Genomic DNA, 20400 nt, shown 5'->3' with positions numbered 1-20400 from the left:
CGTTATTGTGTGCATCACTACGTCTTAAAACGTACTCGTCATGCTGGAAGCCATGTAATGGCTATCCAGTATCTTAGTGGGTGCGAAATTCAAACTTTGGCACTTTCTAAGATCCTGAATCGAGTTCAGGATGACGCGTGTGCGTTATTGTGTGCATCACTACGTCTTAAAACGTACTCGTCATGCTGGAAGCCATGTAATGGCTATCCAGTATTTTAGTGGGTGCGAAATTCAAAGCTTTGCACTTTCTAAGATCCTGAATCTAGTTCAGGATGACGTTTGCTGGTTACTTTCGTCATGCCCGAGTGCTCTTATCGGGCATCTCTGGGGCGATTATTCTTTCTTTCCTCCGATCCTGCTTTGATTTGGTTTAGGTGTCCTCCATTTCTGCTTTCTACGCCTTAGATTTGTGATGTGGATCGACTATGCCCTAGTTTTCAAGGGGTAGTACGGTCGCACTTGCACAGGATTGTTGGAAAAATCATACAAGGGAGCCGAGTTTTCACGTGACTGATTTCACGTTTTTCATAATACCGAAAATTACTTTGCTCACATTTAAATGTTAAGGATGAATGCCAAATTGCACTTGAGTGTGATCGTTGTCTCGCGTTGTATGGGGTCACCCCCTTATTGTGGGATCTGGCTCAACAACTTAATTCTCTCTCCCCCCCTACGCCCCGAATACTCCTCCTAATCATCCCCCTTAGTAGGAGGATGAAGCATTGCTAGGGTTGAAGGATGATGGCCACAGATGGAAATTACTAAACGATGAGAGTTCCTTTATGAAACCAGCTCAACAAAAAAAGTTCGACAAAAAACAATTCCAAGCAAGTGTTAAGAAACACCTTACAGCGACTTACGCAACGACTGAAGAGAATGCATCTACACGTCAATGGTATCTAGCAATGGGCCAAGCCCTGGCTGAATTCACTACCCTTGACCTGCTTCAAACTGAATCAGACAAGAAAATCACAAACGCAAAAAGCGTTAACTACCTATCACTAGAATTCCTTATTGGCCGTCTAACGGGCAACAACTTGATCAGCATGGGCCTTTACGAGAACGTGACTGATGCAATGGGTGAACTAGGTTTCAACCTAACTGATCTTTTAGAAGAAGAGCGTGACCCATCACTAGGTAACGGTGGCCTTGGTCGTCTTGCTGCATGTTTCATGGATTCATGTGCTGCTCAAGAATTCCCAACTGTAGGTTACGGCCTGCACTACGAATACGGTCTATTCAAGCAATCGTTTGAAGATGGTCGCCAGAAAGAAGCACCTGATGCATGGCGTGGCATTGAAGGCTACCCATGGGAAGTAGCTCGTCCAGAGCTTGCTCAAGAGATTGGCTTCTACGGTGAAGTTCAATGGACTGTTGAGAACGGTAAAGAAGTTCGCAAATGGGTTCCTGGTATGAGCGTTAGAGCTATGCCATGGGATCTTCCAATCGTAGGCTATGAGTCTTCTACGGTTTACCCTTTGCGTCTTTGGGAATGCCAAGCGATTGCACCTTTCTCTCTAGAGAGCTTCAACAACGGTGACTACTTCGAAGCTCAGCACGCGCTGATCGATGCAGGTAACATCACTAAGGTTCTATACCCGAACGACAACCACGAGAAGGGTAAAACTCTGCGTCTAATGCAGCAGTACTTCCACTCTGCAGCGTCTGTTCGCGATATCCTGCGTCGTCACGAAGCGGCAGGTTACTCTCTAGAGGACCTACCTAAGCAAGAGACTATCCAGCTTAACGATACGCACCCAACGATCGCGATTCCTGAGCTAATGCGCATCTTGATTGATGAGCGCGGTCTTGAGTGGGACGCAGCATGGGCAATCAGCTCACAAACATTTGCATACACTAACCACACTCTACTTCCAGAAGCACTTGAGACTTGGCCTGAGTCGCTAATCCAGCGCCTACTTCCTCGTCACATGGAAATCATCTTCGAAATCAACCACCGCTTCCTACAAGAAGTACGTGCAATGTGGCCTGGTGACGGTGAGAAGCAAGCTAAGCTGTCTATCATCCAAGAAGGCTTCCATCGCATGGTGCGCATGGCGAACCTATGTGTGATCGGTTCTTACGCAGTAAACGGTGTAGCAGCACTTCACTCTGCGCTAGTTAAGACAGACTTGTTCCCAGAGTTCCACGAGATGTTCCCAACTCGTCTGCACAACGTAACGAACGGCATTACGCCTCGTCGTTGGTTGAAGTTCTGTAACCCAGGTCTATCGTCTCTTATCACTGAGAAGATTGGCTCTGAGTGGCCAGCTAAGCTTGAACAGCTAGAAGGCATCGCGAAATTCGCCGATGATGCGAAATTCCAAAAAGAATTCATGGCGGTTAAGAAACAGAACAAAGAGCGTTTGGCTGCTTGGGTTAAAGAAAACATGGATATCGAGCTTGATACCAATGCTATCTTTGATGTGATGATCAAGCGCCTGCACGAGTACAAGCGCCAGCAGCTTGATTTACTACACGTGTTGTCTCTATACCACCGCCTACTGAATGACCCAGCATTTGATATGGCTCCACGTGTTGTATTCTTCGGCTCTAAAGCGGCACCAGGCTACCACCTAGCGAAAGAGATTATCTTTGCAATCAACAAGGTTGCTGAGAAAGTGAACAACGACCCACGCCTAGGCGGTAAGCTGAAAGTGGTATTCATCCCTGATTACCGTGTAAGCATGGCAGAGATGTTGATCCCAGCCGCTGACGTTTCTCAGCAAATCTCTATGGCAGGTAAAGAAGCATCAGGTACTGGTAACATGAAGATGGCTCTAAACGGCGCACTCACTATCGGTACGATGGACGGTGCAAACGTTGAGATTCGTGAAGAAGTAGGTGATGAAAACATCTATATCTTCGGTCTTGATGTTGATGGTGTGAAAGCGACTAAAGCGCGCGGTTACAACCCATACGACTACTACAATACTGACCACCTTCTAAAAGCGTCTTTGGACCTACTACTAGGTGAAGAGTTCACTCCAGGTCAACCAGGCCTACTGCGTGCAACCTTCGACAGCCTACTAGACGGCGGTGACCCATACCTATGTCTTGCAGACTTTGCCTCTTATGTTCAAGCACACGAAGATATGGACGCGCAATACCGTGACCAAGCTGGCTGGGCGAAGAAAGCAATCATGAACACAGCACTAGTTGGTAAGTTCAGCTCAGACCGTTCGATTCGCGACTACGTGAACAACATCTGGAAACTAGAAACGGTTAGCCGTTAATAAAAACAGCAAGGGTGGGGACGAGTTCTCCCCCTTGCATTACGTCGTCATCCTGGAATTTGCAACGCAAATATCCAGGACCTTAGGAAGCACAAGGCTTATACAGTACAACCTAAGATCCCAGGATGACGATATTTCTGATAGCTTGCAGCTTAAAGCTGACAGCTTTTTAAAAAATTACATTTTGTTTGAAGGCGTGTTTCGTCTTCGGAGAGAGCGATGAAAGAACAATCCGCACTAAAAAAAGTCGCTGAAATGGCTCGTATTGCCGATAGCTATGTCAGTGCTTGGGGAGACCAAGCTAGCGTTGAAGATGAAACCATTGAACGCTTACTTGCAGCTCTAGGTTACGATACGAGTAGTGACGAAGCACTGCTTAAATCAGCAGAAAAAATGCACAAGAAAGAAGTATTAGCGCCAGTGCTGGTGGTTCGTGATGACGAGCCAGTAGAAGTGGAACTAAACCTAGGCGTAAGCGCTCGTGAAAGCGAGTTTGCATGGCGTTTAGAAACAGAGCAAGGTGAGGTCCTTGAAGGCTACCTGCAGTCTCAAATCGTAAGAGATGAGCGCAAAGAGGGTGGTCCACTAGTCTTTGCATTGCCTGCTGAAATTAAGTGGGGTTACCACAAACTGATCGTGACTCGTAAGCGTCGTAAAGCCCCTTATGAGATGACACTGATCGTTACGCCAAAGGCGTGCTTCAAACAAAGTGATATTGAAAACGGCAAAAAACTGTGGGGTCCAAGCATCCAGCTTTATACCCTACGTACTCCTCACAACTGGGGTATCGGTGACTTTGGCGATCTGAAACAATTAGTGGGTGATATCGCCGCTCGTGGCGGTGATTTTGTGGGTCTAAACCCTATTCACTCATTGTTCCCTGCAAACCCTGAAGGCGCTAGCCCGTATAGCCCATCTTCTCGCCGCTGGTTGAACATCATGTACATTGATGTGAGTTCCGTACCTGAGTTTGCGCTAAGTGTGGAAGCGCAGCAGAAGGTCGGTAGCGCTGAGTTCCAACAGCGTCTGCAAAAAGCACGTGAGATTCAACACGTAAACTACAGCGAAGTATCCGATCTTAAGATGGCGGTATTGCCTCTTCTATTTGCTGAGTTTAAATCTCGTCACCTAGACAAAAACACTGAACGTGCACAAGCGTTCCTGAGCTTTGTTGAGGAAGGTGGAGAAAGCCTGCTTCATCAAGCCGCGTTTGATGCAATGCACAAAACACTGCGTGATGCCGATGAGCACATGTGGGGTTGGCCTGTATTCCCTGAGAAGTACCGCCGCTTTGATAGCGCTGGCTCTCAGAAGTTTATTAAAGATCACAAAGACTTGGTTGAGCTGTACATGTACCTGCAGTGGATTGCAGATACACAGATCAACGAAGCTCAAGCGCTAGCAGAAGAGAAGGGTATGACCCTTGGTCTGTACCGTGACCTTGCAGTAGGTGTAGCGGATTCTGGCTCTGAAACATGGGCTGATGACGGCAACCTGATTCTAGATGCAAGCATCGGCGCTCCGCCAGATGTGCTAGGCCCTCTAGGTCAAAACTGGGGTCTGCCACCGCTGAACCCACAAGTGCTGCAAGAAACAGGCTACGATGCATACGTTAAGCTATTGCGCGCTAACATGAAGCACTGTGGTGCACTGCGTATTGACCACGTATTAGGCCTTCTACGCCTTTGGTGGATTCCGAAGGGTGAGAACGCGACTAAGGGTGCGTACATGTATTACCCAGTGGAAGATATGCTAGCGATCCTTGCGCTAGAATCTCACCGCTTCCAGTGTTCTGTTATCGGTGAAGACTTGGGTACTGTGCCTGATGAAATCGTTGATATCTTGCGTGACGCAGGTGTGCACTCGTACAAGATCTTCTTCTTCGAAAACCACGAAGATGGCAGCTTCATCAAGCCAACTGAATACGCAGAGCAATCTATGTCAGCGCTATGTACTCACGATATGCCAACGCTACGCGGTTTCTGGCACTGTGATGATCTGAAACTGGGTGCTGAGCTAGGTTTGTATCCAAATGAAGAGCAACTTGCTGGTCTATTTGACGATCGTTTAGAGTGCAAGCAGGGTATTTTGAACACAATTCGTGAAAATAACCCACAGTTCTTGTCGACAGGTATTGGTGAAAACGCAGAGTGGGTTCCTATGGATCGCTACCTTGCTGAAGGTCTACAACTGCACGTTGCTGCCGGCTCTTCTGCTCTACTAAGCGTACAGTTAGAAGATTGGCTAGAAATGGAAAAACCAGTGAACATCCCTGGTACTGTTGAAGAGTATCCGAACTGGCGTCGTAAACTGTCTGTGAACCTTGAAGATATGTTTGGCCGTGAAGCGGTTAACCACATAGCAAAACGTTTAACAGAAGTTCGTGATCAAGCTTCCAAAAAATGATAATTGACTGTTTGATGCCTAAAAGTTCGGCACGGCTCAAACTTTCATTTTTGTAATTTTGTTACAGTTCACAGCGAACTGAAATGCCCGCGCTTCAGCGGGCATTTTTGTATGTGGTGATTGCACATTTTAGATAATGTGTCCCAAGATCCCGGATATCTGCTTCACAAATTCCGGGATGACGTGGTGCTGGCTTCTGTTTTCCAAAGTGGTTTGGCTGGTAAAGGTAGTGTACCTAACCCGTCATGCTGGAAAGCGAAGCTTATCCAGTACCTTAGGGAGCACAATTCCAAGTTTTGGCACTTACCAAGATACTGGATAAACACTAAGTGTTTTCCAGTATGACGGTTTTTGTGCCGTACTTTGAAGTGTCATCCCGGCCGAAGAGCCGGGATCTTAGAGAGCACATAGTGGGCTATACCACTAATCTCACTACATTCAACATACCGTCAAATAAGTATGTTAATCTGAACAATTAGCTTAGCGGCAACATGATCGCTGACGAAAATAAAACGGCTAGGGTGGGGGCAGGGTGCTCTCACTGATAAAAATTATAAATAAGAATTAATTATCGAAGGAGATTGGGCGTGGAGAAGCCTCAGGACAAATTTAAAACTGCTTATCACAAGTTGAGTCAAGCAGCACTTACTGACCCATTTTCAGTATTAGGCCCATTTGTTAGAGAGAAAGGTCGTTACCTTACTGTTTGGATGCCGGGCGCAAGCCGTGTAGAGGTTATCCTTGGTGATAAGCGCATCGAATTAGTGCGTGACGAGATGGATGCGTTTGTTCTTACTGAAGAGCGTGACCTGACTTTTACTCACTATAAGTTAGCGGTTCATTGGGGTGACGTCGAGCAGATCATCGACGACCCATACCAGTACCACTCGCTATACGAAGAGTTCGATAACTTGCACACTCCTAAAGAGATGTACAAGCATATGGGCTCTCAGTTCGTTACGCTAGAGCGTGATGGTAAGACGATTTCGGGTACTCGTTTCCTTGTTTATGCACCGCATGCGCAAGCAGTAAGCATCATTGGTAACTTCAATGATTGGGACGGCCGTCGCCACCCAATGCAGCGCCTTGATTACGGAATTTGGGGTCTATTCATCCCTGAGTTAGCCGAAGGCTCTCAATACAAGTACGAATTAAAAGGACCACATGGCGAAAGCTTGCCGCATAAGCAAGACCCATGGGGCTTCCAGCACGAGCAATACCCTTCTTTTGCTTCTGTGACTTACGATCAGACCAAATACCAATGGCAAGATAGTGCATGGCAAGCGCGTCCGTTGACGGAAAAGCGAAAAGAAGCACTGTCTTTCTATGAGCTGCATGCCGGTTCTTGGAAGCGTAATGCTGAAGGTGAGTTCTTAAACTACCGTGAACTTGCTGCAGAATTGATCCCGTACCTTGTGGATCTTGGCTACTCTCACGTAGAGCTTATGCCGATTTCTGAGCACCCATTCTACGGTTCTTGGGGCTATCAGCCGATTGGTCTATTTGCACCAACCAGCCGTTTCGGTTCACCTGATGACTTCAAGTTCTTCGTAGATCAGTGTCACCAAGCCGGACTTGGCGTTGTGCTTGACTGGGTTCCAGCGCACTTCCCATCTGATGATCATGGCTTAGCGAACTTTGACGGTACGCCTCTGTATCACGATCCAGATCCACGTCGCGGCTGGCACCAAGATTGGAACTCGTTCATCTATGACCTAGGTCGTGAGCATGTTCGTCGTTTCATGGTGTCTAACGCACTGTTCTGGTTTGAGCATTACCACATTGATGGTATCCGTGTGGATGCAGTTGCTTCAATGTTGTACTTGGATTACTCACGCAGCCATGACCAGTGGATCCCGAACCAAGACGGTGGCAACGAGAACTACGATGCGATCGCTACCTTGAAGTGGATGAACGAAGAAGTGTACAAGCACTTCCCGAACGCAATGACCATTGCGGAAGAATCTACGGCATTCCCTGGCGTGTCTGCACCAACATTCTTGGGCGGTTTAGGCTTTGGCTTTAAGTGGAACATGGGTTGGATGCACGACAGCTTGTCTTACATTCAGCAAGATCCTATCCACCGTAAGTACCACCACAACACCATCACATTCCCGTTGATGTATGCACACAGTGAAAACTACGTACTCTCTTTATCTCACGATGAAGTGGTATACGGTAAGGGTGCGATTCATGACAAGATGCCTGGTGATGAGTGGCAAAAAACCGCTAACCTGCGCGCTTACATGGGTTACATGTACGCACAACCGGGCAAGAAGCTGAACTTCATGGGTGCTGAGTTTGGCCAAACGGCTGAGTGGAACCATGATGACCAACTTCAATGGTTCTTGTTGGACTACGAGCGTCATGAAGGCGTGCTAAACCTGACTCGTGACTTGAACAAACTGTACAAGCAAGAATCAGCGCTGCATGATCTTGATTACGATCCACGTGGTTTCGAGTGGCGTTTGCAAGACGAAGCAGAAGCGAGTGTTCTAGCGCATGAGCGTATTGATGAGAATGGTGAGCGTGTATTGGTTGTTTCTAACTTTACGCCAGTGCCTCATCATGAATTCCGTCTGGGCATCCCTGGTGAAGCTCAGTATGAATTACTGCTTAATACTGATGATGCGAAGTACAACGGCGCAAACGTTGAAGTGCCAGCGACACTAGAAACAGAAAGCGTTGTAAGCCAAGGCTTAGAGCAATCTGTTCACATGGTATTGCCACCGCTATCGACTGTGTTCTACAAGAAAGTAAAATAACATCGGCTTAGCCTATCAAGCATGGGCTGAATTGATGAATGAACTAAACCCCAATCAGATTATTCTGCTTGGGGTTTTTTAATGCCTATAATTTGGAGTCGGCCTGTTATTAATTGAGCTGTTTATACTAACCTTATGTAAATATTTGGGTTTTCTTTGGCAAAGCAGGATGCTTTGTGCGCTTTAAAGGGATGTTATGAAACACAGTTTGTTGGCATTATTTGCCTTGTTTTCTTCAGTGGTTAGCGCAGAACAGCAAGAGTTGGATGAAAGACTCAAGATCAACTTAGGCATGTTTTGGATATGGCAAACCGACACTATTGTGGCGGCTGCGAAAGAAGGTTTGGTAGGATCTAAAATTCATCTTCAGGATGACCTCAATCTCGACACTGAAAACAAGAACTTTAAGATTGATGGCTACTACCGTATTACTAACTATCACCGAATTGAATTTGCCTATCTCAGTTTACGTAGTGATGGAAGCAACGAGTTAACACGCGATATTACTTGGGATGGGCAAGAGTATAAAGTCGGCGCGTTTGTAGATTCATACTCTGATATTGATATCTACAAAATTAACTATGCTTACTCGTTTTATCACAATGAGGACGTTGAACTTTCGGTATCCCTTGGTGTGCACGCAATGGATTTTGATGTTGGATTGAGTACGGGAGTGAAGGTCGAGGACGGTTCCGATAATGGCATAAAAAGGACAGGATCGAGCGTAGATCTAATTGCGCCACTGCCTGTTATCGGATTTCGTTTGGACTACCAGTTAGCTGAAGATTGGAAGGTGATAGGTTCGGTCGATTACTTTAGCTTGAAGATAGATGACTATAGTGGCTACTTCCTCGATTTCATAATTTCCGCTGAATATAGCATTACCGAGTCGTTTGCGACTGGGGTTGGTTTTACTTCTACCTCACTCAATTTCTCTGTTGATAAAGATGACGATTTTGCCATGAGACAAGATATGTCCGGTGGTTTATTTTATATTAGCTATATCTATTAGCACCAAGCGCACGCTCGGTTAATACTGGGCTTATTGTTATCGGAAGAACCCCTTTGTTCTTCGATGATTACACTCATTACTAATTTAAGAACGGAGACTTATGATCACCTCTTTGTACGCGGGCATTTTAGCTGTTTGGATCTGTTACCTGTCTGTTCAAGTGATTAAACAGCGCCGAAAACATCGGGTATCCCACGCTGACGGACAAGTGGATGACTTAACGGTAGCACGCGGTGCTCACAGTAATGCCACCGAATATATTCCTATTGGACTATTGTTATTGATGCTTGCCGAGTTCAATGGTGCCCCAGAGTGGGCGATTCATATTTTAGGAGTGCTGCTGGTGGTAGGGCGCTTATCCCACGGCTTGGCGGTATTGAATCGAAAAATGAAGGGTCGGGTGTTTGGTATGATGAGCACGTTTGGGGTTATTGGACTGCTTGCAGCATTGAACGTAGTACAGGCACTTTTGTAATACCAGCCCCTAGTCTTAAGGAGAAGATAAGTGAAAATTGGTTGGCCACCGGCTTGGTTGCTGGTTTTCTTAGGGCTGCTCCTTAATGTGCTAGCCATAGTGATCTCCAGCCAAATACTGGATGATTTAGCACGAAAAAATGCGGCTCTGTATGAAGGGCAAAACAATAATTTACGCTCTATCCAACTGGCGTGGAACCGAGTTGAGAACCTCGAACGAAAAAAGGAAACATTGCTGGTGGTGCTTGGCCACGATGACAGTAATCAAGCGGTGAATGCAGAGCTGGCAAAGCAGATCGAGGTCTGGACGGGTAAACCTGTACCTGAGCTCTCCATCAATAATCTACAAACCCTGTCACTGATGCTAGAGCGAGAGCAAAATCAGCAGCGCGATCTCATTGATAAGTACTATCTCAATAACATTTCATTGCTAGAAATGACCTCAAAAAACGATATGCAAATTAGCCGCTACAAGAACATTGCGCTGTTTTTGCAGATTTTCGGTTTAGCTCTGATATTAGCGCGTGACCTAAGACGAAAAGATTAGCGGCCAAATCAAATTTTCAGTCATTTGCCTGCCTATGTTAGAGTAACCACTCTATAGTTGCGATTCACGGACGAACATGAGCGATAAGATCTACTTCAACACCTCTAAGAAATTTAACCTACGCCGTTCTTTGGTGAATGTGGGTACTCGTGTACACCATAAGGTTGCGCCTAAGCATGCCCGTAAAATTGCCAGACAGTTGTTGCTTACTCCGGTTCGAAGCAAACCTAAGAATCCAGAGCCAAAGGGTATGATCAAAGGTGTGGTTAAATCAGCCCATGGCGACCTAACCACTTATACCTTAGGGTCAGGGCCACTGTGGGTGCTCAACCATGGGTGGTCAGGAACCGCCAACCAGTTTTTCCCTTTAATGGAATTTATGGCTCAATCTGGCTTTACCGCCTTGGCTTATGATCAGCCAGCGCACGGTACCAGTGGTGGTGCTTACGGTCACATTCCGGCTTTTGTGCAAGGGTTAGAGGCTATCTTGGACAGTGTCGACAAAGTCGATGGGATCATTGCTCACAGTATGGGGACGGCCTCAACGGTGGAGTGTAAACATCACAAGGCCATTGATTGCCCATTATTGTTGATTGCTCCGGTGCTTGAATACCTTGAAAACCTGTTTGGCAGCGTTAAGCGCTCCGGTTATTCGATGAAGCTGTTTGAAGAAGTCGTCGAAGAGGTGAGCAGTGAGTATCACTACCCAATTCATACCATAGACCCGTATGGCAAACTGAAATTGCGAGAACATGCAACAGTTATCGTTCACGATGAAGGGGATCGTTTCACCAGTTTTGAGGTGTCAAAGCGCGCCGCAGATGAGATGGATAAAGTCACCCTGATTGCTACCAAAGGCCTTGGTCATGGCCGAATTATGAAGAGCGATCCCGTAAAGCAAAACTTTGTTGAACTTGCCGGCAACTAGTCGTTTCTTCTTTCTGTAAAAGTGCCCCTGTCAACGGTGGCACTTGTTTCTATTCCCTCGTGTCTTACTGGCATATCCAGCATTCTTCGTTATTCCTAAACGTTCTTAATTAGACCTTTGCGAAATAAGAGTCCCACATCTAGTCTTTAATTAGCATTTGTTAATATAAAGGCGAGCGTAATGAATCCAGTTTCAATCAAAAGCTTTTTCCATGACGGCTCAAATACTTATAGCTATCTTGTTACTGATAATGCGACAAAATCGAGTGCAATTATTGACTCTGTGCTTGATTACGATGCCGCAGCAGGAGTGACTTCGACCTGCTCTGCCGATGACATTCTAAGATACGCTGAACAACAACACTTAACGCTTCAGTGGATATTGGAGACACATGTTCATGCCGATCACTTAAGCGCTGCCAGCTATCTTAGAGATCGCTGCGGAGCGGCAATGGCAACGGGAAGAGAAATCACCACGGTACAGTCAAGGTTTAAGCAAATTTTTGGCTTAAGAGAGTTTGCTGCCGATGGTAGCCAGTTTGATCTCTTGTTGGCAGACGGTGAGGAGATTCCCTTGGGGGAATCAAACATTCATGTGATGCATACTCCGGGCCATACACCCTCGTGCGTTACCTTTGTTGTAAACGAAACGGCTGCATTCGTCGGCGACACGATTTTTATGCCCGATATGGGTACGGCGCGCTGTGATTTTCCGGGAGGAGATGCTGAGCAGCTATATGCCTCGATACAGAAGATACTTGAACTGCCGCCGGAAACCGAGCTGTATATGTGTCATGACTATGGACCAAACGGTCGAGAATGCTTATACAAAACGACGGTCGAAGAGCAAAGGAAGAGCAACATTCATGTACACCAAGGGTGTGCGAAGTCCGAGTTTGTTGCGATGCGAAATGAGCGCGATGCTACGTTGGCCATGCCTGCCTTAATCTTGCCAGCAGTACAGATTAATATTCGCGGTGGGCGTTTTCCCGAGCCAGAAAGCAACGGAGTCTCCTATTTGAAGACTCCGTTAAATGTGTTTAAGAAATGATTGACTAAGCGTTGTTAAAGCTCAGATTAAAGTGCTTAACCCGGATGACCATCCGCCCTTGGCGTGGCGAGCATTTTTGCAAACTTAAGTAGATACAGTCCAAAACTTAGCATCCACAATACAGTCGCCACATCGAGTAGTTGCATTGTGTATTCTGGGTATAGGCCAACACCCACACTTCTGACTAAGGCGGACAATATCAATGCGCCAAACGCAACGCCCATGTTAGGCCCTTGATAGATATTACGACCGGTATGTCCCATGGTGACTCGCGCTATCATGGCTAATATCAGCCCTGCAAGAGCGCCAATAGCAAACAGGTGCAAAGAGGTGTGTGCAAGCCATGCATTTGTCGTTAGCCCCTTTAGTAATAAATAGGCAGGTATACAGGCGTAGGAAGCGTGTAGCGCCCAAACTAGGGGTTCGCTGATGGTCTTCCATGGCTTCCATCTCATCACCTTCACTAATTGAAATACGCCTGCCCAGATAAACAGCGGTGTTTCCAGCTGGCTTAAGGTCAATGGGAAAAAGCTCAAGATAAACAGCAGAACCAGAGGAAGGTTACCTGCGACTTCTAGCCATAACACAGGCTGCGGCTTATCAAAGTTGAATTTGCGAGAGGTAAAGAATGGGATCACTCGCCCGCCCATAACTGACAGCAACAACATGAACCACCAAAGCATCGCTTGCCACACTGCGCTTGAAGTAAAGGGTGCAACACCTGTGATGGTCGCGTAACTGGCGAAGTTCGCAAAGATGGCGAGAGCAAATAAAGGAACGAAGAATAGGTTTCTCCAGCCTTTGGATTTGAATACGCGAGTACCGACCTCATACGCTACCGCTAATAAGAACAAGCTTTCTACCACAGAGATAAGCCAAAACGGTGCAGGCGTCCAAAAGAGGATACGTGGGGCTAGCCAAAGCGCCACAATGAGACCGAGTCGAGTACCTTTAGTACCGTTAACCCCAGTCCAGTTTTGAACCGCGGTGAGTACAAACCCTGCAACAATAGCCATAGCAAAACCAAACAACATCTCATGAGCGTGCCACCAAAGGGCAGGAGCACCTAATGCTTCCGGCTGCCCGTTTTGGAACGCGTAGATCCACACTGGAACCGCAATAAACGCATACAGGGCACCAAGTAAGAAAAAGGGACGAAAGCCAAGTCGAAGCAATGGTGTGATCGCTTCTTCTTTTGCTTTATCTGTGATGTTTAGCATAGCCAAAACCTTAAAGTTGCAATTTGAATGCAACTTTAAATTAGAGTGGGGGATATTGCAAGTATAGATAAGGGTATCAGCTGACAGCTTTAAGCCTTCAGCGGTCAGTTTTGGACCTAGGACCTAGGACCTAGGTTCTGGGATCTTTCATATTTGTCATTCTGGAAGTTGCAAAGCAACTATCCAAAATCTTACGGGGTGAAAGGGTTGGCTAGAATATATCTGCATCGGGGGCGGTGTTAGATGCCCGACCAGAGTGCTGGCCCAGAAAACACTTCGGGCATGACGATTTTCTGGAGTTTTTTAGCATGAGGAATGATGGCTTTGACACGAGCGTGGTGAGACGTTTTAAAACTGACAGCTGACAGCTGACAGCTTTCAGCTTTCGGCTTCAATTTCTTCTCTACTTGCCTTATTCGCAGACATATACAATAACTCAGATATTGCCTCTTTAAGCATCACCGCAGGGACTTTTATGAAGTATCCGGCCATCAACAACATCATCACTGGATCGGCGTATGTGGCGTATGGGCTTAGTGAAGTTTGTAGCATTATCCAAGCCGCAACAAAACCTAAGAGTACCGCCACACTGATTAGGGTGTCCATTTGCCATTGCTTAACTTCCGCGGCGATAAGGCCTGAATCTATATCTTTGTTTTTCTTAGCTAACATTGTCCAGCCAATAGCGCACCCGATCACGTTGATAAGGCCGAATAAGGTTGCAATTGAAGTGTCGATTTCACGGCCACCATCAATAACAGAGTGAATAGCCGAGTAGAGTGATATACAGACTAAACCTAAAATAACCGCCCCTTTAATAGCGATGACGATAGGTTCAAGCGCCGCTAATCCATTTGGGAAACGTTTACTGTTTGGGCGTGCCATTAGCGTTGCTGCAAGCAATGACAATAAAGTTAACGCTAAGCTGATAAGAGAGTACGCACCATCAAAAATAATGACCATAGATCCAACCCAATTACCCAAGACAATGCCACTAACGGCAAAGCCAAGCGTTAACAGGGCTGAATAAACTAAAATGCGGCGTTCGGAGGAACGTTCTCTACCACTCATGATGAACCTTTTGAATGAAATTAACTGTGGCTATTGTTTGCGAGTGGCAGGAAGCTTTCAATCAAAGTTTGCTTAGGTTCAAGTTATTACTTGAAAGAATGGGAAATTAGTCTTTAATATCAACTGGTTATGCCAACGCAAAGGTGTCAATAATATTGGCACCCACTGGAGCTAGAAATCAAACAAGTAATCACTGAGCTTATCGCAGAGCCAAACCATACCAGGGTGCGCTTCCATACCAGTAGAGGAGAACATACAGAACTCTTCTTGGGTGAGCCCGTAAGTGTGCTTAATGACTGATAACGTTTCATCCCTTAATAGATGACGAATGAGCGGTTCTGGCAGAACCCCCCATGCACCTTCTGTGCGAATGGTGCTGAGAATGTAATCAAAACTTGAAAACCCAATGTGTTTGAGAGAAAAGGGCAATAATTCAGGATTATCTTTATCATTGAGGTACGCCAGTGTTACCTGCATAGCGTTACGCAATTCTTCGTCGGAGACACGTCGTTTTTGACTCAGGGGATGGTCTTTATTACATACCGACATCATTCTGAGTTTACCAATGGGCGTATATTCAATCCTAGGGTCATCTACTCGTTCATAATCAACGCCAAAAGCAAAGTTGACTTGCTTGGTTTCGACTAAGTTAGAGAGATCGCCACTGGATGCCAGAATGATGTTAAAGGTGGTGGCAGGGTATTTGTTATTGAGCCGATGAGAGAGCTCTTGCCATATCTCATCTGGAATCGCATCATCTCGGGCGATTCCCACCTGGGCTGTAAAATCACCACGTATATGTTGGCAGGTTTGTTTGATGCGCGATGCCATTACCAGCATGGATTCGCATTTTTTGAAAATGGCTTTACCTGCTTCAGATAATTCAAGGTTATTACCACTGCGAACAAACAATTCCGTGTCTAACTCTTTCTCGAAGGCTTTGATTGCCATAGAGAGCTTGGTACGATTGCAATCGAGTTGCCGAGCGGCTTCTGATACGGAGCCATGTTGGGCAACTTGAACAAAGGCTTCTATATGGGAAAGGTTCATTTGTACTCTTTTCCGAATGTGTAGGCTTTCAAAATTAACTGATTGGGTGCTGAAAAATCAAGCGACACATGATCTAAGCCCAATATCTCTTTGTATTAAATGCAATTTTGTATCTTTTTTTACCAAGATTTGCTTTACTCAGCGTAGGCAACAAACTTTAGGATGGATAGTCAGATGGTGCACAATTGGGATGATTATGCTGCTGAGTGGGAGAAAGACCCAGCAACTGCTCAATTCTCAGATCTAGTTTTCGCAGAGCTTCAAGCGCTTCACTCATTAAAAGGCGCAAATGTATTAGATTTTGGTTGTGGTACTGGCTTGTTGAGCCAAAGAGTAGCGCCGTTTGCGCGCAGTGTGGTTGCTCTAGACGCTTCTGAAGCCATGATAGAAGAGCTGGACAAGAAAACCTTGGCGAATGTAGAACCGATAGTTGACGAGCTTACTCGTGGATTGGTGGCTCAGCACCCTGCATTTAGAAAACAGTTCGACCTTGTTATTGCCTCATCAGTATGTGGCTTTATTCCGGACTTCAAGGAAGCGGCGACTATCATCTATTCGTTACTTGATGAGCAAGGGATATTTGTTCATTGGGATTGGTTGAGTGAAGATGAGTCAGAGGGGCTTACTCAAGAGTCTGCGCACTCTATACTCCATCAGGCCGGTTTTAGCGATATTGAGATCTCTATTCCTTTTGAGATCGAGATGAAAGATGGCACAACGATGCCTGTATTAATGGGTGTCGCCTACAAGTAAATATAAAACCCAGTTACGTTGCTCGAGCCTCATAGGATTAAGAGACGAATATTTAGCTGGGTTTAAATGCCTCTCACTTTAGGGTTAGATTATTCATCGTGAATAATCATTTCAGCATTGCTCATCGACAGAGGTGAGTCTTCCCGCATCTGTAGTTTTTATTTAACATCTAACTACACTCATCTACACACTTAACGAATTAGTTCGGCATAACTTAGTGTGAAAAATAATTCATTATTTAAAATCTCCTATATATCAATTGAAACCTTCATTGATAAATTTATATATTTCCAATCGAAATAAGCACTCCAATAACGACAACAGAAAGTTCTCATAAACCTTCCGAAGACCAGCAACACTCACGTTTTGAGCATTAAATAGCCTGTAAGTTATTTATAATGTGATCTAGGCACGCTTTTTATTTGGTTTATTAAAAAATCATTACTACGCTGTTACAAAAGGTGATTTGTAGGACTAGACCACAAATTAGTGGTTTATGACTAAGCAGGGGGACGAGGATATATACCTTCTCTGTAAGTTGCTTTGGGCAAATGAGCGAATAGCATTTTGCCAATAATAAAAAATAAGTCGATTAAGTCGTACGACATTTACAATGTTTTTAGCACAACTTTTATACACATAGGTAAATGGAAAGACATTATGAAAAAGACAGTATTAGCAAGTGTAATTGCGGGTATCGCATTTAGTGGACAAGCTTTTGCGGTGGAATTGTATAACAGCGGTGGTTCAACGTTTTCTGTAGGTGGTCACATCTCTATGGGTGTGGGTAACGATGCAGATGACGACTTAGAAGTACAATCTATTTCTCCTCGTATCAACATTAATGCGACGCAAGAGCTTGGACGAGGATGGAACGCGGATGTCAAAGGCGAGTGGAGTGTTAACACATTAGATGGTGGTGGTAACTCGTTCTCGACGCGTTTGGGGTACATTGGTGTAACTCACGAAGTTTGGGGACGTGCTGTAGGTGGTACGCAGTGGACTCCGTACTATGATATCGGTGGCATCGCAGATATGCCGATTGCTTTTGCCAATGACTTCTTATACGTAAATGGGTACGAGCTTGGTACCGGCCGTGGTGAATCCATGGTTTCTTATCGTAAAACCTTTATGTTTGGTGATAACCTCGGTTTGAACCTTGGCGCAGCTTGGCAAGGCGACAATGGAGCTTATGGTGACAGGGGGCAATTGGGTCTTTCATTCGATTTAGGCGGAATATTTGTAGGTTATGCATTTACTACTGGCTCGGTAGGCGGTCAGAATGATGACGCAATGGGTAATATTCTCTCGGCTAAATATGGTTCATACGGTGACGGACTATTTGTTGCAGCAGTATATGAAATGGGTAGTGACTTCAGAAACGCTACTGGTGGTCCAGCTTATGATTCAACCAGTATTGAGTTGATAGCCGCGTTCGCACTAGCAAATAGCCTCAACTTCTCTCTAAACTACGAGTCTCATGAAGACGATGACAGCAGCTTAACTGTCATTAGTCAAATGGCACTACAGGTCGAGTACAACTTCACTCCGGCATTTGTAGGCTACGCAGGTTACCAGCTTGACTTAGGTGATGATATATCAAGTGATGACGATCTATACGCTCTAGGTGTTCGATACTATCTATAACTCTCTTTTATAGAATACCTAATGAAGGCAGGGCGAAAGCTCTGCCTTTTCTTTTGGATACAACTTCAGTTTTCGTTGGGGGTTTGGGCTAAACTTGCTACAATCCGTGCCTTTCTCTTTTAGGTCTGTTTAGACCCAACGTACAGAAGAACACTATGACTACTGAAATCTACAAAGAGTTTATGTTTGAAGCCGCCCACAAATTGCCTCACGTACCTGAGGGACATAAGTGTGGTCGTCTGCATGGACACTCATTCTTGGTTCGCCTTTACCTTAAAGGTGAAGTGGACGCTCATACGGGCTGGATTATTGACTTTAGTGATGTAAAAGAGAAGTTTAAACCAATCTATGATCGTCTTGATCATCATTACCTTAATGATATCGAAGGCCTTGAAAACCCAACCAGTGAAGTGCTGGCTAAATGGGTATTTGAACAAACTAAGCCGTTATTGCCACTTCTAAGCAAGGTAGAAATCAAAGAAACCTGCACTGCTGGTTGCATCTACACGGGTGAATAACGTGCTTAAAATCAATGAGATGTTTGAAACCATACAAGGAGAGGGCTTCTTTACTGGAGTGCCTTCTATCTTTATTCGTCTGCAAGGATGTCCAGTGGGCTGCGCTTGGTGTGATACCAAACAAACCTGGGATGTGAACCTAGAAGACGAAACAGATTTTAAAACGGTTTTACTAAAGCAAGGCGATGATGAGCGTTGGTGCAGCACGAGTGAATCTTCGCTGGTGGTCTATTGCCTTGAGCAATACTCGGCCAAACACGTGGTCATTACCGGCGGCGAGCCATGCCAGTATGACTTATTGCCGTTGACGACAGAGCTAGAAGCAAACGGTTACCGTTGCCAAATAGAAACCAGTGGTACTTTTGAAGTGCTGGCGACCCCAAACACTTGGGTAACGGTTTCACCAAAGATTGGCATGAAGGGCAAACTTCCTATTGAGCCAAGCGCAATGTCTCGTGCCAACGAGGTTAAGCACCCAGTAGGTAAAGAGTCAGACATTGACGACCTTAAGGCTTTGCTTGAAGTGAGCACGCTGCAAGATGGGGTAGAGGTTTTGCTACAGCCTATCAGCCAAAAACCACGAGCGACTAAGCTTTGTATTGATACGTGTATTGCTAACAATTGGCGCTTGTCGGTTCAGACGCATAAGTATTTGGATATTGCTTGAGGGGCGACAGCCGTCAGCTTTAAGCTACAAGCTGCCAGATTAAGAGCGTTACTCTTGACTCGTTTCAGATTGGGAGATTCCCGCTAAAGACATGCGAGAATGACGGTTTTATTGGCTATCAGCTTTAAGCTTTCAGCCGTCAGATAAAAACAAAGTCATTCCAGAGTGCTTTTCTGGGCCAGCACTCTGGTCGAGGACCTAATGCTTCCTTGCAAACGTTCTTCACTAACAAATTTGCGTACGATCCGCTTTAATCTGATAGCTGACAGCTGACCGCTGGTTTTCACCAATTCCTAAACCCGCAAGTATCGATATGGAATCGGACACCTGAATACAGTCCCATACCCATATTATTTTCTTTCCCAGCTTTGTTGTATATTCCCCAAAGCATTTTATGTAACTCTTCGCGGGTGATGTCGTTGATTGGAACTAAATCCAAGGCACAGAAGTTAAGGTGCTGACTCTTCGTTGCCCCTCCCGAGGTTTGGTTGTAATACTGGGTTCTATCGCCCGAAACAGGGACTAGGGGACCAGTAACAGGCTCTACGTGGTCTTGGATGAACTTGACCGTACGAACCATATTGGGAATGAGCTTCTCATCAGGGACGGTAAATACCGAAGTGCCGTTCATTGCCCAGTTTGTCCCTTGTAATAAGACGAGGTGGAGGGGCATGGTTTTCATGGGGACTTCGGTGATGCCTGCGGCGATGAACTGATCGCGCACCACAGTCAACTTATCTTCCGCTCTATTCATCAGCATCCAGCCTCTAAAAGCCGCTCTTGTCGGTACTTTGTATCCTTTTACCTCAATAACTAAATCACTGTATTCTAGCTCATTCTCTGCCTCGTAGAGCTTGAGGAGATCGTTGGAAGAGACGGTAAAACTAATGCTAATAATGAGTAAACAGGCAAGACGAATCATGATAGTTCTCCTTTGCATTTAGTGTACCCAGTATAGACGTTAATTTGGCTTTTGAATTCTGTGTATAATTTGACCAGCAAGGAAAAGGTATCTATTTTCAACACCATGAGATTAAACGATGCTGGTTTCAATGG

The 20400-nt window shown here is 45.5% G+C and carries 16 protein-coding genes; 12 read left to right on the top strand and 4 right to left on the bottom strand.

From position 1 onward, the window contains the following. The first annotated feature begins 782 nt into the window (after nucleotides 1–782). The 8 genes from A6E01_RS17215 (at nucleotide 783) to A6E01_RS17180 (ending at nucleotide 12418) form a co-directional block, all read left to right on the top strand. Nucleotides 783–3236 (top strand): glycogen/starch/alpha-glucan phosphorylase, encoded by a 2454-nt coding sequence (locus tag A6E01_RS17215; RefSeq protein ID WP_065210826.1) that lies wholly within the window; start codon nucleotides 783–785, stop codon nucleotides 3234–3236. A 219-nt stretch (nucleotides 3237–3455) separates the two neighbouring features. Further along, on the top strand, nucleotides 3456–5642 hold the full coding sequence (malQ, locus tag A6E01_RS17210) for a 4-alpha-glucanotransferase (protein ID WP_065210825.1): 2187 nt from the start codon (nucleotides 3456–3458) through the stop codon (nucleotides 5640–5642). A 587-nt stretch (nucleotides 5643–6229) separates the two neighbouring features. Continuing rightward, nucleotides 6230–8407 (top strand): 1,4-alpha-glucan branching protein GlgB, encoded by a 2178-nt coding sequence (glgB, locus tag A6E01_RS17205; RefSeq protein WP_065210824.1) that lies wholly within the window; start codon nucleotides 6230–6232, stop codon nucleotides 8405–8407. A 196-nt stretch (nucleotides 8408–8603) separates the two neighbouring features. Continuing rightward, nucleotides 8604–9419 carry a hypothetical protein gene (locus tag A6E01_RS17200; protein ID WP_065210823.1) on the top strand — a complete coding sequence of 272 codons (816 nt, stop codon included), beginning with the start codon at nucleotides 8604–8606 and terminating at the stop codon, nucleotides 9417–9419. Nucleotides 9420–9519: 100 nt separating this feature from the next. Further along, nucleotides 9520–9894, top strand: coding sequence for an MAPEG family protein (locus A6E01_RS17195; RefSeq protein ID WP_017027385.1), 375 nt, complete (start codon nucleotides 9520–9522; stop codon nucleotides 9892–9894). A gap of 30 nt (nucleotides 9895–9924) precedes the next feature. After that, the gene (locus A6E01_RS17190; RefSeq protein WP_065210822.1) at nucleotides 9925–10440 is read left to right on the top strand and encodes a hypothetical protein; all 516 of its coding nucleotides are present in this window, start codon (nucleotides 9925–9927) and stop codon (nucleotides 10438–10440) included. 76 nt (nucleotides 10441–10516) lie between these two features. Further along, entirely contained in the window at nucleotides 10517–11368 is an 852-nt protein-coding gene (locus A6E01_RS17185; RefSeq protein ID WP_065210821.1) for an alpha/beta hydrolase, read from the top strand. A gap of 180 nt (nucleotides 11369–11548) precedes the next feature. Next, nucleotides 11549–12418, top strand: coding sequence for an MBL fold metallo-hydrolase (locus tag A6E01_RS17180; RefSeq protein WP_065210820.1), 870 nt, complete (start codon nucleotides 11549–11551; stop codon nucleotides 12416–12418). A gap of 35 nt (nucleotides 12419–12453) precedes the next feature. Here the strand turns inward: A6E01_RS17180 and A6E01_RS17175 are convergent, their stop codons facing one another. From A6E01_RS17175 to A6E01_RS17165, 3 genes are all read right to left on the bottom strand, one after another. Continuing rightward, nucleotides 12454–13638: an NnrS family protein gene (locus tag A6E01_RS17175; protein WP_065210819.1), complete on the bottom strand. Its 1185-nt coding sequence runs from the start codon at nucleotides 13636–13638 to the stop codon at nucleotides 12454–12456. A gap of 378 nt (nucleotides 13639–14016) precedes the next feature. Further along, nucleotides 14017–14709: a cation efflux transmembrane domain-containing protein gene (locus A6E01_RS17170; RefSeq protein ID WP_065210818.1), complete on the bottom strand. Its 693-nt coding sequence runs from the start codon at nucleotides 14707–14709 to the stop codon at nucleotides 14017–14019. Nucleotides 14710–14880: 171 nt separating this feature from the next. Further along, nucleotides 14881–15759, bottom strand: a complete 879-nt coding sequence (locus A6E01_RS17165; protein WP_065210817.1) for a LysR family transcriptional regulator — start codon at nucleotides 15757–15759, stop codon at nucleotides 14881–14883. 174 nt (nucleotides 15760–15933) lie between these two features. Between A6E01_RS17165 and A6E01_RS17160 the strand changes: the two genes are divergently transcribed. The 4 genes from A6E01_RS17160 (at nucleotide 15934) to queE (ending at nucleotide 19344) form a co-directional block, all read left to right on the top strand. Beyond that, nucleotides 15934–16512 (top strand): class I SAM-dependent DNA methyltransferase, encoded by a 579-nt coding sequence (locus tag A6E01_RS17160; protein WP_065210816.1) that lies wholly within the window; start codon nucleotides 15934–15936, stop codon nucleotides 16510–16512. A 660-nt stretch (nucleotides 16513–17172) separates the two neighbouring features. Then, entirely contained in the window at nucleotides 17173–18159 is a 987-nt protein-coding gene (locus A6E01_RS17155; RefSeq protein ID WP_065210815.1) for a porin, read from the top strand. A 155-nt stretch (nucleotides 18160–18314) separates the two neighbouring features. After that, nucleotides 18315–18677, top strand: coding sequence for a 6-carboxytetrahydropterin synthase QueD (gene queD, locus A6E01_RS17150; protein WP_017031424.1), 363 nt, complete (start codon nucleotides 18315–18317; stop codon nucleotides 18675–18677). Nucleotide 18678: 1 nt separating this feature from the next. After that, entirely contained in the window at nucleotides 18679–19344 is a 666-nt protein-coding gene (gene queE, locus A6E01_RS17145; RefSeq protein WP_198589404.1) for a 7-carboxy-7-deazaguanine synthase QueE, read from the top strand. Nucleotides 19345–19627: 283 nt separating this feature from the next. On the opposite strand, the gene A6E01_RS17140 is transcribed toward queE, so the two are convergent. Further along, a complete protein-coding gene (locus A6E01_RS17140; protein WP_065210814.1) occupies nucleotides 19628–20266 on the bottom strand; it encodes a D-Ala-D-Ala carboxypeptidase family metallohydrolase in 639 nt (212 codons plus the stop codon). Nucleotides 20267–20400 lie beyond the last annotated feature (134 nt).

The sequence above is a fragment of the Vibrio breoganii genome, from assembly GCF_001677275.1.
In the GTDB taxonomy this organism is placed as follows: Bacteria; Pseudomonadota; Gammaproteobacteria; order Enterobacterales; family Vibrionaceae; genus Vibrio; species Vibrio breoganii.
This window is presented reverse-complemented; position numbering and strand designations above follow the sequence as displayed.